This window comes from Yersinia frederiksenii ATCC 33641, assembly GCF_000754805.1.
GTDB lineage: Bacteria > Pseudomonadota > Gammaproteobacteria > Enterobacterales > Enterobacteriaceae > Yersinia > Yersinia frederiksenii.
In genome coordinates this window covers 681,106-697,955 of record NZ_KN150731.1, presented here as the reverse complement: position 1 = coordinate 697,955, position 16,850 = coordinate 681,106, and the positions used below count along the sequence as shown (strand labels likewise).

Genomic DNA, 16,850 nt, shown 5'->3' with positions numbered 1-16,850 from the left:
CCGTATCGCCCGCTTTTAGCTGGGTTTCAGTATGGGCCAGGCTGTCGCCTTGCTCTTTGCCTTTACTGGCATTCACACCCGCAAAGATACTGATACCGGCCCCTTTTCCGACGCCAATACCTATCCCAATATTGCCGCCCGAACTTTTATTGCTGCCATGCAGACTCTCACTATTTTCGGCACTGTTCAGCGCAATATCATTTTTAGCATCCAGACTGAGATTTTTTCCCGCTTGCAGCTCGCTGCCCTGTACCCGAATATCCCCGGCCCCGTGGTTCCCGGTGGCGGTAATGGACAGATTATTCCCGGCAGCAATGTTACTGCCGCTGGCAGTGGTCTGCTCAAGGCGACTTTCTGATTTACTTTTTTGGCTGCCCAGTGAAATGCTCACCCCCACCGCATTGGGGTCGCCGGTTTCATTGGCCAACACCCCGCCTTGCGCTGCCTGAACGCCCTGAAGAACTGCTTTGGTGGTCTGCAATGCCTGGAGGCGGCCATTGGTCTCTTTTTTGGCATCCTGGGCGGTAGTGACAGCGCTGTTGATGGCACTGCCTACCGCACCTGACAGGGCGAGGGTGATGCCACTCTGTTTGCTCTCGGTGGTATGCTGTTGAGACAGGTTGTTTTCCGCGGCAGTTATCGCGACATCTGACCCTTTCAGGCTGATGTCTTTATTGGCGATCACTTCGCTGCCATGAATAGTTAGCTGATGTCCCGCATCAAGAGTGACATTGCCGCCCAGGCTGCCAATCGTGCTACCAACGTTGCTCAGCGTCTGCGTGTTGTCGGTAGTTTTCTGGCTATTGCTCCCAATCGTGACCCCAATGCCGCCGGTGGTCATCAGGCCGGATTTTTTCTGCTCGAACAGGTGAGATTCGCTCTCGCTCTGTTGCGCGGTGTCGATGGTAATGTTTTCTTTCGCCCGCAGGTTAATATCGTTATCGGCCACCACATTGCTGCCGGTGACCGCAATATTTTTGCCGCTGACATCGATAGAACCCGCCGAGAGCATCGAGCCGACTGCCAGTGTCTGGCTAATACTGTCTTCAGTACGTGTGGTGGTGGTCGATGCCAGTCCTTTACTCTTACCGGTATGATTGCGCTGTTCATCATGTTGTTCAGTCTGGGTGGTGAGCGTGACATCCCCGCCCGCCACCAGCTTCAGCGCACCGTCGGTTTGTACCGTGCTGGCACTGAGGGTCATGTCTTTTGCTGTCTGTAAATTGATATCGCCCCTGGCGTTCAACTGGCTGCCAAGCAGGGTTTCATCATAGAGATCCACTGAGTCACTATGGCGTTTGGTGGAGACTTTGCCGGTGACCTGTAGGCTATCCACTATCCTGTGCCATAAACGGCCCCAACGTCGAAGTGGTCTGACCGGTATTCATCATACCTTTACCGAAACCGCTCCCACTTAGTGCATTATTTTCAATGCAGGCCATAGTTTTCAAAGCGTAAAAGCAAAAAAACGCCCCCAGCCTACATCTTAAGCTGGAATAAGCCGGATTTGGGACGGATACACCTGTGACCGTAGCTATCGAGCGGGAACAGTTGATTGTTGAGACTAAATTTCTGACCGTGAAAAGTAAAATCCCGGCGTGGAGATCGGGATTTCATTTAATTATTTTATTCAAGAATAAAATCAAATTCTCTCTCTTCCCCTTTTCCTTGATACTTATTTTTTGTTTTATTAAAAACATAAATAATAATATCAAAAACAGCCCCTAATCTTTGGCGTGAAATGTTCGAGTTTTTCCAGTGTAAAATAACTCCAGCTCCCATACCTGAACTTAGCATATCCCAAAGAGCATCTGTGTTATTTCCATAATACGGTCCAAAATCCAACAAGTTAGATAATATAAAATGAAAATCATGTTCTGAATTAATTTCGTTACCATCAATAGTGATTAGCTGAGTCATCGCCATATCCTTTCTCATTTCCATGTACCTACAGGTGCTACTGTTTTATAGTGATCCGTTGTGATGTATAGCAATCCATCATTTGAATATAAGAGACGGGTGCCATCTTGTTTCGCTCTGGACACAGTATTAGCCAAACCTACATCAGCCTCATACCAGACTCTGCCTTGAATTGAAGGTAATACATGGGTCGTATTTTCAAATATATCGCCTCCAATTTGACCTCCGGGAACATAATTACCCAAAGCTTTACCTGCTGTCCAGCCACTATCTTCCGCAACTTGTTTGACTACATATTGGGATGGTAATTTACCTGTATTCCGTAAACTATCTACAACTTCATTTGCCGCTTGAGTTGTCTTCAGATCTATTTTCAAACCAGCATAACTTGTAGCGTTATGTGCTGCATTAGCCGCAACAGCTCTCGCTGCTGTCGCCTCCGCGACTGTCTTACCAACACCTATCGCACCGCCAGCCCCTACACCACCCGGTACAATAATCTCTGACGCCTGGAGCCCAAGATTAGCTTCTGCCGTAAAGGCTGATACGGCACCGACTGTCGCATTGCCGCTGAAGTGGCCCACCACCGCACCTAACACCGCATGGGCCATCAGGTTCGCAGTCTGGTTCTGATCGGCGGGCAGATATTTACTGATTTCGTGCGCCAGATACGGCGCGCTGCCGCCCGCTAACGCCTGACCGATGTTACCGCCGGTCAGCCCCTGAGTGATTGCTGTTGCGGCTTGGATCGCCCGTTGTAAATCACTGCCAGTGCCGTAACTGGCTGACGCTGTATTACGTATCTGCTCGACTAGCTGCTTATTCGTCGGCGTCAGATTGCCTTTCTCCGCCAGCACGTCTTTTGCTGCCTGAATTGCCTTCGGATCTTTCAGCGCTTTTTCTTCTGCTATCTTACCCTGCGTACGTGCAATATCCGCAACCTGATTGCCTATCTCCCCGATCAAATTGATTTCGCGCAGGCGGTTTTGCTCTTTCTCTTTATCGAAGATAGGGGAGAGGGCGTTGTTGGCGTGTTCGACGTCACGGCTCAGGTCAGCGACATTTTGCTGTTGTTTCTCGGTATCGCGAACCGTGATAGTGCCATCCGAAACCGCAGCATGAGTAGTCGAACTGGCATCACTATTGCCTCCCACGATGGGGACGCCCCCGCCCATGTTGCTGATAATGTCCTTGCTACCCGTAAAACCGCCGCTGCTCAGACCCATACTGCTGGTCGAGGTTTTGAAACTGGCCTGATTATCGAGATCCGAGAAGCCGAGCGAGCCAGTATCCAACTTGTTTTTATCGGCAGTGGCAGTTGAGCCAATGACTGCGCCGTCGAGCTGAGTGTGTTCGCCGACGGTGATATCAAAACCACCTTTGCCTGCGAAGAACCCGGTCTGTTCCTGCACCGAGTCAAAGTTGCTGTGCATTTTGTCGCGGCTGGCATTGATGCTGGCAGTGCCAGTCATCGAACCGAAATTGAAGCTGCCCCCGACACTGGCGTCTTGTTGCTTAGAGTCGTAACGGTCATTGTCTTGCTGACTTTACAGCAGCAGGTTACGGCCCACATCGGCCTTGACGGTTTCACCGCTGACCTGTGCACCTTGTAATACCGTATCGCGGCCACTGATGATGTTGAGCTGGTTACCGGCATTGACCGTCGTTTCAGTGTGAGTCAGGCCGTTGCCGCTTTCGCTGCCTTTGCCCGACTGTAACTGACTGCCGTACACCACGATATTGCCATCAGTCCCTTTGTACGCATTGGCTCTGAGAGTAATGTCTTGCACGGCTTGTAGATTAATACTTGGCCAGCACTCCAACAGAGTGTTTACTGACTCACCGCTTACAGATCAAGTCGAGATTAATGCAATTTAGAGCTTAGATGGGGAAGGATCGGTTCGGCAAGCAGGCAATTATCACCGTTGAGCGCGGTAGAATAGTCATTGAGCTGGATATTAATATCTGACAAACAGGCAAAACAAATATCCTCCGGCATAGCCGGAGGATATTTGTTCTATTTAATAGGATAGTTGTAATGCTCCGGGATTTTATAATCTTCCGGGAAAGATATCTCATCGGGAAGCTTGAAAAAACGGTCAATATCCTCGGTCGTCTGATAAAAAATCCCGTATATCCCAGATAAAAAAGCTGATATACGTAGCAAAGCTGCTTGCATTGCTAATTCATCATCATTTTCTTGCGCATTAAAAAACAACTCGATTGTTAAATTAAGATTTCTTATGCTTCCTTGGATGCTATCTACTATTGAATAATCCTTCTCCAAATAAAGGTCATCCATATCAAGCTCTTTACCCGACCGCTGCTTTAACAGCTCCAAGTAAGCATCTTTAAATTTATCTAACATACTAATATCTATCATTTTGGCAACCTTCTACCTTCAGCTTTAGCGGCCTTGGTTTTTGCGTCATTAAAGGAACCGTCAAGATTAAGGACCGCCCTTACCTTTGTCCCTGTACTATCAAAAACTTCGATATGGTCTTTATGTTTGGCATCTAAATAGAATTGATCACCTTTCTAAATATAATCACCTACAGGTTTATTTGCTAGGTAAACGCTTTGCCCCTGATATAGCTTACTAGTTTTTTTAGATATCTCTTTAATTTCACTTCCAAAACCAGTTTTTTAAAGAACTCAGCCATATTCCCCACAGCCCCGGCATTTGGAACATGCGGCATTTTCTTACCTGGCAGGAAAAGAGCTGCTAGCATCCCACCAGTGGCTTCCAGCGCCATCTGATCCCCATCGTATGCCTTTTTAGCTGACTCTGCGATGGCTGACCAGGTTTCACTCTGTATCAGTGCTTTTACGGTATCTGCCGCCGCCTGATTTTTACCCGCCAGATAGTTTAATGCCTGAGTGCAATAACTGTCCCCGGTAGCACATGACGCCAGCGCCATCACATAATCAAGCGCATAGTCGCCGCCACCCAGTGCCGTATCACCAGTGTCAGCAAGAGCTGTGATGATAGCGTTTGCGATAGAAGATGTTGTGCCTTCCCCCAGTTTATCCCTGATTTGATTTTTCAGGGATTCAGCAGCCTGTTTCATCGACTCACGGCCATGATCACCAGACAGCGAGTTATTCTCCACCGCATTTTTTGCTACTTTAATCTCATTCGATTTACTACATCTAGAAGTTCTTCAAGCTCTTTACCATACTCAGTTGGTTCAAAGTCTTCAGTTATACCATTTAGCATGAATTCATTAGAGATCAATCCACATAGTTCTTCAATTTCATTTGGCGTGAGACGGTTATCAATTATTTTTGATACAATCACTGAGTTATCTGTACCGCATAGAGTGGCGATTATTTGTTGATGGCTCAGAGTTAAAATACTATTCATTTTGCTACCCCATATGATGATTTCGCCCATCCAGTAACTACTTTACCTTCAGCATTGATAACGATAACTGCATCATTTCCTGTATATCGAAATGTAGGGCCATATTTTGATGGTACATATTCAATCTTTAGAGGGTTCGACCAAGCACTATCCAGCGCTATAGGACTTATCCCTATGCCTCCATCTCTACCAGCAATTTGCTCTAATGCATGTTGAGAGTAACTAGTAATTTTTGTTGGCGCTTTGGCTCCCGCAGCCTGTTCAGCAGTTAGCTGCATGTTCAGTCTTGCACCACTGAATGCGCTTTCCGCTGGGCGGCTAGGAATAATCCCTTTAGCCATTGCTTGATCAATTGTTAGCCCGTTCCCTCCTGATGCTAGCACTTTCGCTGAAACTAAAGCCCCTGATAATACCCCTGCAACATTCTCTAGAGCCCTCTGGTCGCCATTAGCTGCTTTGATGGTCGTGGATTTTATTCCCTCCCATGCATCGCCATTAATGATGGCAGTCAGTATGGCTGCAGCCCCCGAATCTTTTTTCGCTAAATCACTTTGAGCCTGATCACAGTAACTGTCTCCGGTTGCACAGGCAGCCAGCGCTGCGGTCAGATCGAATGCCGTATCACCACCTAACATGACGGCATCACCAGCTTCACTTCCAGCATTAATCAGACCATTAACAAGCTGGGATGCGAGGTTTTCACCCAGCTTATCCCTGACCTGTGCTTTCCACCATTCCGCACTCTGCTTTAGTGATTCACGTGATTGATCCCCACTGAGCGAGTTATTCTCAACCGCATTCTTGCCAGCCTGCGCACCGGCCACTGCGCGACTGCTGCTGTCACCAACTAACCCACCGGCCAACCCGGCGGCCAGTGTCGCCAGCGCACTGACGGTTTGTTTCTGTTTTTCGGTGAGACTGTCTTTATCCCAGCCCATAGCCTTGATGATTGCCGGTGCGGCGGCTTCTGCCGTGAAGGCAGAGACGGCACCGACTGTCGCATTGCCGCTGAAGTGACCCACCACCGCACCCAACACTGCATGGGCCATCAGGTTCGCAGTCTGGTTCTGATCGGCTGGCAGGTATTTGCTGATTTCATGGGCCAGATAAGGCGCGCTGCCGCCAGCGAGAGCTTGACCGATGTTACCGCCGGTCAGCCCCTGAGTGATTGCTGTTGCGGCTTGGATCGCCCGTTGTAAATCACTGCCGGTGCCGTAACTGGCTGAGGCTAACGGCATGCTACCCAGGCAAAAATTAATTGGAATGTGAGTTCCCCGTACCATTACGACAAGATTATTCAGATGCCTGATAGTGATGGTTTCTTCATCGGGTTTGTCGGCGTTGAGTGTGGCCTACGCTGCTGTGTTGGCACCACTTTTATCGAGAGTCACGATCTCTGGCTCACCGTGTTGACGAATAGCCTTGCGAAAGAAGCGTAACGCGGCAGCCGCATCCCGTTTGACCGTCAGCAGGAAGTCGATGGTCTGGCCTGAAGTATCCACTGCGCGGTACAAATATTTCCACTGACCTTTGACTTTGATGTAGGTTTCATCCAAGCGCCACCGCTGACCTACTGTGCGCTTGTGTCGGCGAAAAGCCTTATCCAGCAAGGACACCAGACGGATGATCCAAGGGTGAAGCGTGGAGTGGTCAACGATAATCCCGCGCTCTGCCATCATCTCTTCCAGGTTGCGAAGACTCAGTGCATAAGCGAGATACCAGCGAACACAATGCGCGATAACATTAGTGGGGTAATGCAGGCGACGGAAGGCCTTTCGGATCAGAGACATGGTTAGGTAGCATCATAAAAAAAACAGCATGTTACCTGACCACGCTTTAATGCGACAGAACCCTTAGACCTGCTCTAACAGTCACCACCATTTAGGATAATTATTAAACGCTGTATATATTGCAGATTTTGCCTCGTCCGTTAACTTTTCTCTGCCTTTTGATACTGAGACATATCCATGCAGATCTTCTTTAGCACATGACCATTCAAGCCATCCTAAAACTGGATTTAAAATCAACTCAAAACATCCATTCATATCTTTAAGATGAGCTATATCATCATTACGCATATTGTCGATAAATGCATCAAAGCATTTGCATTCAAGCCATGCTTGGGTACTGACTTTCAAGCTATAACTAAATTTATTTACTTGAATCACCAAATTAAACTTCAATGATGGAATATGTTCATCAAGCTCTATTACGTCCAATGCAATACTGATCGGACTTGTAATTTCTATGTCCATTTAATTTGCCCCTAGATAACGAGCATGAATGACTGTTGGCAACTCACCAGCAGCGCGCGGAGGTTTGATTTCCAGTTGCCAACCATCGACTGTTATACGCCCATATGACATACCGTTCTTTGTCGCGGCATCTAACGCAGCTTGAAAACTTCTAAGTTCTGTCTGGCTGGCAAGTCTGACCGCCTCTGGCGTATTAGTTACGGCTTTAGATACTGCATATTCTGCCATGTGTTCTGTAGCATTGCCATGCACCCACACTTTTTGACCGTTAGGTAATGTCATTTCAAAAGATTTAGGGATAACAGAACCAGGATAAACAGGCTGGGTTCCTTTTATAGAATCAAATACAGTACCAGTTTTGCCTATATCAGCAGCAATCGATTCGGCCTTACCAGCAATACCACCAGGCAATTTCTTACCCGGCAGGAAAAGTCCCGCCAACATTCCACCAGTGGCTTCCAGCGCCATCTGATCCCCATCGTATGCCTTTTTAGCTGACTCTGCGATGGCTGACCAGGTTTCACTCTGTATCAGTGCTTTTACGGTTTCTGCCGCCGCCTGATTTTTACCCGCCAGATCGTTTAATGCCTGAGTGCAATAACTGTCCCCAGTAGCACATGACGCCAGCGCCATCACATAATCAAGCGCATAGTCGCTGCCACCCAGTGCCGTATCACCAGTGTCAGCAAGAGCTGTGATGATAGCGTTTGCGATAGAAGATGTTGTGCCTTCCCCCAGTTTATCCCTAATTTGATTTTTCAGGGATTCAGCAGCCTGTTTCATCGACTCACGGCCATGATCACCAGACAGCGAGTTATTCTCAACCGCATTCTTGCCAGCCTGCGCACCAGCCACTGCGCTACTGCTGCTGTCACCTACCAATCCACCCGCCAACCCGGCGGCCAGTGTCGCCAGCGCACTGACGGTTTGTTTCTGTTTTTCGGTGAGACTGTCTTTATCCCAGCCCATGGCCTTGATGATTGCGGGTGCGGCGGCTTCTGCCGTGAAGGCAGAGATGGCACCGACTGTCGCATTGCCGTTGAAGTGACCCACAACAGCCCCCAACACTGCATGGGCCATCAGGTTTGCAGTCTGGTTCTGATCGGCTGGCAGATATTTACTGATTTCGTGCGCCAGATACGGCGCGCTGCCGCCAGCGAGAGCCTGACCAATATTACCGCCGGTCAGCCCCTGAGTGATTGCTGTTGCGGCTTGGATCGCCCGTTGTAAATCACTGCCAGTGCCGTAACTGGCTGACGCTGTATTACGTATCTGCTCGACCAGTTGCTTATTCGTCGGCGTCAGATTGCCTTTCTCCGCCAGCACGTCTTTTGCTGCCTGAATTGCCTTCGGATCTTTCAGCGCTTTTTCTTCTGCTATCTTACCCTGCGTGCGTGCAATATCCGCAACCTGATTGCCTATCTCCCCGATCAAATTGATTTCGCGCAGGCGGTTTTGCTCTTTCTCTTTATCGAAGATAGGGGAGAGGGCGTTGTTGGCATGTTCGACGTCACGGCTCAGGTCAGCGACATTTTGCTGTTGTTTATCGGTATCGCGAACCGTGATAGTGCCATCCGAAACCGCAGCATGAGTAGTCGAACTGGCATCACCACTATTACCGCCCGTGATGGGGACGCCTCCGCCCATATTGCTGATAATGTCCTTGCTGCCGGTAAAGCCGCCACTGCTCAGGCCCATGCTGCTGGTCGAGGTTTTAAAACTGGCCTGATTATCGAGATTCGAAAAGCCGAGCGAGCCAGTATCCAACTTGTTTTTATCGGCAGTGGCCGTCGAGCCAATCACCGCACCGTTGAGCTGAGTGTGCTCGCCGACGGTGATATCAAAACCGCCTTTACCGGCGAAGAACCCGGTCTGTTCCTGTACTGATGTGTAGTCTGAATCAATTTTAGACTTACTGGCACTGACACTCCCGCTGCCGGTCATGGTGCCAAAGGTGAAGCTGCCACTGGCACTCACGCTGGTCTGTTTGCTGTCGTAGTTGTTGCGGTCTTGTTCACTTTGCAGGGTTAAATTGCGGCCCGCATCTACTTTCACGGTTTCGCCGCTGACCTGCGCACCTTTCAAGGATGTATCACGGCCACTGGTGATACTCACCGTATCGCCCGCTTTTAGCTGGGTTTCAGTATGGGTCAGGCTGTCGCCTTGCTCTTTGCCTTTACTGGCATTCACACCCGCAAAGATACTGATACCGGCCCCTTTTCCGACGCCAATACCTATCCCAATATTGCCGCCCGAACTTTTATTGCTGCCATGCAGACTCTCACTATTTTCGGCACTGTTCAGCGCAATATCATTTTTAGCATCCAGACTGAGATTTTTTCCCGCTTGCAGCTCGCTGCCCTGTACCCGAATATCCCCGGCCCCATGGTTCCCGGTGGCGGTGATGGACAGATTATTCCCGGCAGCAATGTTACTGCCGCTGGCGGTGGTCTGCTCAAGGCGACTTTCTGATTTACTTTTTTGGCTGCCCAGTGAAATGCTTACCCCCACCGCATTGGGGTCGCCGGTTTCATTGGCCAACACCTTGCCTTGTGCTGCTTGAACGCCCTGAAGGACTGCTTTGGTGGTCTGCAATGCCTGGAGGCGGCCATTGGTCTCTTTTTTGGCATCCTGGGCGGTAGTGACGGCGCTGTTGATGGCACTGCCTACCGTACCTGACAGGGCGACGGTGATGCCACTCTGTTTGCTCTCGGTAGTATGTTGTTGAGACAGGTGGTTTTCCGCCGCCGTTATCGCGACATCTGACCCTTTCAGGCTGATGTCTTTATTGGCGATCACTTCGCTGCCATGAATAGTTAGCTGATGTCCCGCATCAAGAGTGACATTGCCGCCCAGGCTGCCAATCGTGCTACCAACGTTGCTCAGCGTCTGCATGTTGTCGGTAGTTTTCTGGCTATTGCTCCCAATCGTGACCCCAATCCCGCCGGTGGTCATCAGGCCGGATTTTTTCTGCTCGAACAGGTGAGATTCGCTCTCGCTCTGTTGCGCGGTGTCGATGGTAATGTTTTCTTTCGCCCGCAGGTTAATATCGTTATCGGCCACCACATTGCTGCCGGTGACCGCAATATTTTTGCCGCTGACATCGATAGAACCCGCCGAGAGCATCGAGCCGACTGCCAGTGTCTGGCTAATACTGTCTTCAGTACGTGTGGTGGTGGTCGATGCCAGCCCTTTACTCTTACCGGTATGATTGCGCTGTTCATCATGTTGTTCAGTCTGGGTGGTGAGCGTGACATCCCCGCCCGCCGCCAGCTTCAGCGCACCGTCGGTTTGCACCGTGCTGGCACTGAGGGTCATGTCTTTTGCTGCCTGTAAATTGATATCGCCCTTGGCGTTCAATTGGCTGCCGAGCAGCGTTTCATCGTAGAGATCCACGGAACTGGTATGGCGCTTGCTCGAGGATTCACCGGTGACGTGCAGGCTGTCGGTCGCTGCACTCAGGTTAATGTTTTGTGCCTGCACATCCACCGTGCCGGCATTGATGTTTGCCCCCACGGCGCTCAGATTATCGACCTTAGCGGTCAACGCACCACTGACATTCACCTCGCTACCAAAATGGCGAATGTGTTCGCTGGTGGCGTGGCCATAACCATAATCCGCACTTATCTGGTCGCTGCGCTCGACGGTATTGAGGATCCAGTCGCCGCCGGTATTGACCTGAAGATCTTTGCCAACCGTCAGGCTAGCACCTTGCAGGATAAAATCACGGCCGGTATTAATCACCGCGTTGTTACTGACATTGATACTCGCCAGCGGCCCCAGCAGGGTTTGATTGCGCAGCACTGCGCCATTGCTGCTACTGAGTTGTTCAGTGTCGGTGCGCAGGATTAAATCGCGCCCGCTATCCAGTTGCAGGTTAGTCGCATTTAGCCGCGCACCGGTCAGGTCGATATCACTGTTCAACGTACTGAGTTGCAGGTTATTGCCCGCCTGAAGCAGGCCGCCATTGCTGGTCAGGGTGATATCTTTTGCCATGCTAATGCGCAGATCATGGGTGGCTTTGATGGCCCCCTGATGACTTAAACCCTGAACATCGGTGAGTTCGATATTATTGGCCGCAATCAACGCGCCGTTGGCATGCAAGTCACCCGGTTTCACCCCTACCAGATAGACCACCGGTACCAATACGGTTTCGCCAGCGATTTCACGGGTTTCCATCAGCACAATATTGCTGGTTAATGCCGCCATCTGCTCGGCACTGAGGTGGCTACCAAGAGCAATATTAAATGCCTTACTGTATTCAATTCCGGCGGCAAATAGCTGCTCGAACTGCTCTTGTGCGCTACGGTAATCACTGGCGACCGTTTGACCGGTTAAGGCCAGCACCTGATCGCGCACCAGGCGCTGTTCATAGGCGTTATCCCCCAGACGTTTATGGATGAAAGAAGGATCGCTATTTAACTGCTGGAGATAATAATCCGACCCTTTCCAGTTATTCAGATTGGCAAATGCAGGGTTGGTTTCTATCAGGTAGCCGCCACTTACCGCGCGATCCGGAGCGGTAAGGCCGGTGCGATCCAGGTTGGCGGACGGGTTATTGATACTGCCAAGCGAGAGATCACCTTCCGGGGTTGGCGCGTAGTGACCTTTGTCTGTACTGAGTTGATACAGCCCACCGCTGGGAAGTGTTAGCGAAATACCGTTAAATTCAACAGCAATGTCTTTGCCGATATTGTCACGATTGTTTGGTGGAGAGATTGCACCGGAGTTTGCCCCATTGTTAATCGTCGTCCCACTGCCACTAATGGTTTTCGCGGTAAGACTGGAGGCGTATTGGTTGGTCGTGTTTTCTTTGACCTCCGGCCCCCAACCGGTACCCCACAAATTGCCTTTGTAGGTGCGGTAGCGCCACTCACCGCTGGAGGTGGTTCTTTCGATTAACCGTTGTGCATTTCCCCAACCATCTTGGTTCAGCGTCACACCCGAGAGGTTAATCTCACCTTGCGCGCTTACTTTACTCCAGAAGTTTTCCAGCGTGCTGACATGCGGCATTAAGTTACCGCCCGCTAATAACTGAGCTTCAGGGCTTATCTTATCGATGCTGTTTTTGGCGGTAGTCGAGGTATAGTTTGTGCCAATATAATCGCTGTTCATGGAGCCGCCATGAGGTGGCTCAGCATAGCGCCCGCCTGGGATGTCGGGGTTTTCCGCCGTCCAGTAGCCCGTCCCACTCACTGTACCTGCCGCCACGAAATTGCTATTGGCGGTTAAGATATGACGGCTATTAGTCAGCTTGCTGGCGTAAACCAGCAGATCTTTACCTGATTCAATCAGGCCAGAAATATTGAGAATCTGAGCCGCCGTCTGGTAATTCCCACCATTATCTTGCCTGCCCGCCAGAATGACCTTGCCCATACCTAAAATGGTGGTGGTCGGGGCGCTGTCTGTGTTGGTGACGGTATCACTGTTCTCAAGCACCGGTGCCAGCAAGGTTAATGTGCCATTTTCATCCGTTGCGCCGATAAGGGCTTTAGGGCCGGAGTTAGTGATACGATCTCGCGCTTTAAGTGTGGCTTCAGCCCCAATAATGCTGCCGCTGTTGAACAAGGTGGTGGAGTCGGTGCTGAGTTTTCGGCCTGCCAACAACTGCCCACCATTGGTTAAGGCACCCTGAGTGGTAAAGGTTAAGTCTCGTCCAGCCTGGAGGGTGGAACCTGCCAGATTGTTGAAATCACTCAGTAAACCAATAGTCAGATCCTGACTGGCACTGACTTTACCTGCGCTGCCATCAAACTGACCAAGATTCAACGAGATATTATTCGCCGCCAGTGCGCCGCCTTGGTTATTGAGTTTTTGAGCTGCATTTGCGCCCGCAGTAATGGTCAGCGAGCCAAGAGATATGATTTTGGCGCGTTGTGTGCTGACATCACCACTGTTGGCAATAATATTCATCTCACGGGCTTGCGTATGGCTGTCGGCAAGACTCACCCGACTACCGGTTAATGTCATGGCCCCGGCCGCGAGGGTTTGACCTTGTGCTATCAAATCCTGATGAGTGGTTACCGCCAGGTTGCCCGCATCAGTCAGGCGGCCATCACTCTGTATCCCAGCACCCAACAGGCTGGTGCTGTTGCTATCAAGGCGCTGTGCCTGCACCGCCACGTTGCCTTTAGAGAGCAGGGTGCCAGCGCGGTTATCCAGATAACCAGCCAGATTGAGATTGAAATCCGTGATGCCGGTTTGTGCGATGACACCGCCGAAGTTAGAGAGTGATTGCACGGTGAGAGTTATCTGATCAGCAATCAGGCTGGCTTTATCAGTACGTAGTAGGGTGGTTGTACCAGCCGACAGCTGCGTCGCGGCTTTAACCACGGCTTCAGTTAAGGTGATATCGCCCGATTTGGCCGCGAGAGTGATAGCATTAGCCTGAGTCTGGCTAGCGGTTAAATCAAGTTGGCTACCTGACAGCGCTAATGTACCCGTAGCGATATTCTGCCCTTGAGCAATCAAGGTGTGCTCTGTGGTGATAGTCAAATCACTGTTGTTGGCTCGGCTACCATTTGCTGTCAAACCCGCTGCTATCATGGAGGGATTACTACTGAGTAAGTCGCTGGCTTTCAGTTGGAGGTCGCCAAGTGCGGCAATGGAACCACTGTTAGCGACACTCCCGTCAGACTGCCACTGTAGTGTGCCTTGGGTATAAACGGAGCCTGAGTTAGCCGCATTGCCATGCACGGTTAACTCGCTGTTCCCCGTGCCATAGAGGCTGCCACTGTTATCCAAATTAGCTTTGGTCAACAGGTGCAAATTGCCCCTGGCGGCATACAGGCTGCCCTTATTGGTTAGGTCTCCGCTGGTGGATAGCGCCATTTGGTCACCCGCGCTATACAGGGTGCCGCTATTGTTGAGATAGCCCGCAGTGGATAACTGCATATCCCCGCGAGTTTGTATCACACCGCTGTTAACCAGATTGCCCGCAGAGGCTAAAGTCAATTGTTGTTCGGTGTAGATCTCGCCCCGATTTTCGACGTTTCCGTTAATCGTAAATTGCCCAACACCGGCGGCATACAGCGTCCCGCTGTTAAACAGGCTATCAGTGTTCAATGACAAATCCCGACCGGCCAGTAGGGCGCTGCTGTTATCAGTATTGGCGTTGCTGATACTGAGCGCCGTCAGTTGCATATCTCGTCCGGCTTCCAGTTTGTACTGATTAGTCAGTGCGCCGCTGGTGGCAAAGGCCAGATCACGCCCCGCAGTGAGCCGTGCGCCAGCCTGATGAGTGAAATCACTTTGCAGGCGTACCCACATATCGGTCGCTGCTGCAATTTCCCCTTTACTACTATCAAGTTTGGCGAGATTGAGCTGGATATTATCGGCATGCAATTTACCGCCACTGTTATTCAGGGTTTGTTTCGTGTTTGCTGCGGCGGTGATCGCAAGGGTTCCGGGAGTGAGCACTGTCGCGTCTTGCGTAGAAATATCGCCGTCGCGGGCCGTTATGGTGATATTGCCAGCCTGAGTTTGGCTACCGGTGAGATCAACACGGCTGCCAGATAACGTCATGGCACCCGCAGCCACATTTTGCCCTTGGGCAATCAATGCCTGACGCGTGGCGACATTCAGTTCACCACTCTGAGCCAGCTTGCCATCGTTCTGCACTCCGGCACCGAGCAAACTGTTGCCATTGCTGTTCAGCGTTTCGGCTTGCAACGAGAGTTTGCCACCAGAGAGGATTTTGCCATCACGGTTATCAATATTACCCGGCAGATTCAGATTGAAATCTGTGGTTCCCGTTTGAGCTATCACACCCCTGACATTGGAGAGTGCTTGTGCGTCGAGTGTCACTTGCCCGGCAACCAGCTTGGCATTGTCGGTACGCAGTTGTGAGGCGGTTGAGGCAGAAAGATTCTGGCTGGCGGATAATCTGGCTCCGCTGAGATCAATTGGCCCACCTTGTGAGGTCAAAGTGATATCACGGCTCTGGGTTTGACTGCCACTAAGATCGATACTGTGCGCGTTGAGATTCTGCGCCGTACCACTGACATTTTTCCCTTGAGCGATTAGCTGCCCGTTGGCTTCAATGCTAAGAGTGCCGCTGGTAACACTGCTGTTGTCTGATTTGACACCTGCACCCAAGAGAGAATTGCGGCTGCTATTGACTTCAGCTGCGCGCAGAGCGGTATCCCCCGCGGCGGCAATGGTGCCACTGTTACTGAGCTTACCCGCCGAAGTGAGTTGGGTATCACCACTGGCGTAGAGCACCCCTGAGTTATCAATATCGGCGGAAGTCTTCACCGCCAGTTGTCTCGCACTATTGATCTGGCCGCTGTTGACCAGCATGCCATCAGCCGTGATAGTAATATCGCCCGCTGAAGCGCCTATCTCGCCCGCGTTACGCACACCGACACCACTTTCAGTCCCAATTAGGCGAATTTTACCCGCATACATGCCGCCCAAATTGGCAACATCCACCGCCACTGTCGGGTGCGGGCTGCCATCGGCGGCTTTGGCATTTATATTTTGATGTGCGGCATCAATCTGATTGCGCCCGGCGGTGACTTTTAGGTCATTGGCCCAGATACCAGCATTGACTTTAACGGAACGGGCGATCAGATCAGTATGATCCTGACGGCTGCTGTCCAGGCCTTTGCCCTGAATAACAATCTCACCCCGATCCACATCGTAGCCAGTAAGTTGGCCATTATTGAGCTGCGCCTGACCGGTCGTTAAGGTCGCGCGGTTGGCATTAATAAAACCACAGCCTTCGCAGGTAATACCCGACGGGTTGGCGATAACCACCTGCGCTTTGCGCCCGGCCACCTCGATATAACCGTTGAGTCTGCTGGGGTCACGGCTGTTGACTTCATTGAGGATAATACTGGCTTCACCGCGTGCCAGCGACGGGTTACCGCTGATAAAACCGCCGAGTTGCGTCTGATTGACACCCTGTCCGTTATTGAGGAGCACGCCACGATTATCGACATCAAATTGACTGTAAACGTTACGTGAAACGCCACCACTGCTGGGCGCCTGGATATTCACCTGTGGCGTGCCGTTAGCGCTGCTGATAATGGTTGGCTGCTGATTCCCCGGCGCACTGGCATCGGCAACAATATTGGCCTGAGCGGATAATGAGACACAACCTAAGGCTAGTAACAGGCTAAAACTCAGTGACGATAGCGCACTGATACGGCGGTTTTGCGCATGCCCAATACCTGACGACGGCGATGATGTAGCCCGACCAGAGGCGGCGATATCAGCCACCACCATCAACATGCCACGCGCTTTGTTGAAAACGATACGGTACAGGTTCTTATTCATAACTCATCCCAGAGTAAATCGTTAAT

General features: G+C 50.8%; 7 protein-coding genes and 3 pseudogenes. All 10 read right to left on the bottom strand.

The genetic code is table 11. The features are described from left to right. Positions 1 to 1,333: pseudogene (locus DJ58_RS0121490) on the bottom strand (hemagglutinin repeat-containing protein); the annotation flags it as partial. 293 nt (positions 1,334 to 1,626) lie between these two features. Further along, a complete protein-coding gene (locus tag DJ58_RS18345) occupies positions 1,627 to 1,938 on the bottom strand; it encodes a barstar family protein (RefSeq protein ID WP_080544698.1) in 312 nt (103 codons plus the stop codon). Positions 1,939 to 2,843: 905 nt separating this feature from the next. After that, positions 2,844 to 3,632: pseudogene (locus tag DJ58_RS23720) on the bottom strand (hemagglutinin repeat-containing protein); the annotation flags it as partial. A 305-nt stretch (positions 3,633 to 3,937) separates the two neighbouring features. Then, positions 3,938 to 4,303, bottom strand: a complete 366-nt coding sequence (locus DJ58_RS18350; RefSeq protein ID WP_032912305.1) for a hypothetical protein — start codon at positions 4,301 to 4,303, stop codon at positions 3,938 to 3,940. A gap of 184 nt (positions 4,304 to 4,487) precedes the next feature. After that, positions 4,488 to 5,033: a hypothetical protein gene (locus tag DJ58_RS18355; protein WP_032913188.1), complete on the bottom strand. Its 546-nt coding sequence runs from the start codon at positions 5,031 to 5,033 to the stop codon at positions 4,488 to 4,490. 11 nt (positions 5,034 to 5,044) lie between these two features. Continuing rightward, a complete protein-coding gene (locus tag DJ58_RS18360; protein WP_032912310.1) occupies positions 5,045 to 5,287 on the bottom strand; it encodes a hypothetical protein in 243 nt (80 codons plus the stop codon). Beyond that, positions 5,284 to 6,525: a VENN motif pre-toxin domain-containing protein gene (locus DJ58_RS0121480; protein WP_050504526.1), complete on the bottom strand. Its 1,242-nt coding sequence runs from the start codon at positions 6,523 to 6,525 to the stop codon at positions 5,284 to 5,286. The genes DJ58_RS18360 and DJ58_RS0121480 overlap by 4 nt, the downstream gene beginning before the upstream one ends. A 48-nt stretch (positions 6,526 to 6,573) precedes the next feature. Then, a pseudogene (locus tag DJ58_RS0121475) lies at positions 6,574 to 7,077 on the bottom strand (IS6 family transposase); the annotation flags it as partial. An 81-nt stretch (positions 7,078 to 7,158) separates the two neighbouring features. After that, positions 7,159 to 7,542: a hypothetical protein gene (locus DJ58_RS18365; protein ID WP_032912303.1), complete on the bottom strand. Its 384-nt coding sequence runs from the start codon at positions 7,540 to 7,542 to the stop codon at positions 7,159 to 7,161. Then, on the bottom strand, positions 7,543 to 16,824 hold the full coding sequence (locus DJ58_RS23305; RefSeq protein ID WP_115155708.1) for a hemagglutinin repeat-containing protein: 9,282 nt from the start codon (positions 16,822 to 16,824) through the stop codon (positions 7,543 to 7,545). Positions 16,825 to 16,850 lie beyond the last annotated feature (26 nt).

Bases quoted from the DNA above. Each gene is read 5' to 3' on its own strand.
- DJ58_RS18345 (WP_080544698.1), bottom strand. From the start codon at position 1,938: ATGAGAAAGGATATGGCGATGACTCAGCTAATCACTATTGATGGTAAC.
- DJ58_RS18350 (WP_032912305.1), bottom strand. From the start codon at position 4,303: ATGATAGATATTAGTATGTTAGATAAATTTAAAGATGCTTACTTGGAG.
- DJ58_RS18360 (WP_032912310.1), bottom strand. From the start codon at position 5,287: ATGAATAGTATTTTAACTCTGAGCCATCAACAAATAATCGCCACTCTA.
- DJ58_RS0121480 (WP_050504526.1), bottom strand. From the start codon at position 6,525: ATGCCGTTAGCCTCAGCCAGTTACGGCACCGGCAGTGATTTACAACGG.
- DJ58_RS18365 (WP_032912303.1), bottom strand. From the start codon at position 7,542: ATGGACATAGAAATTACAAGTCCGATCAGTATTGCATTGGACGTAATA.
- DJ58_RS23305 (WP_115155708.1), bottom strand. From the start codon at position 16,824: ATGAATAAGAACCTGTACCGTATCGTTTTCAACAAAGCGCGTGGCATG.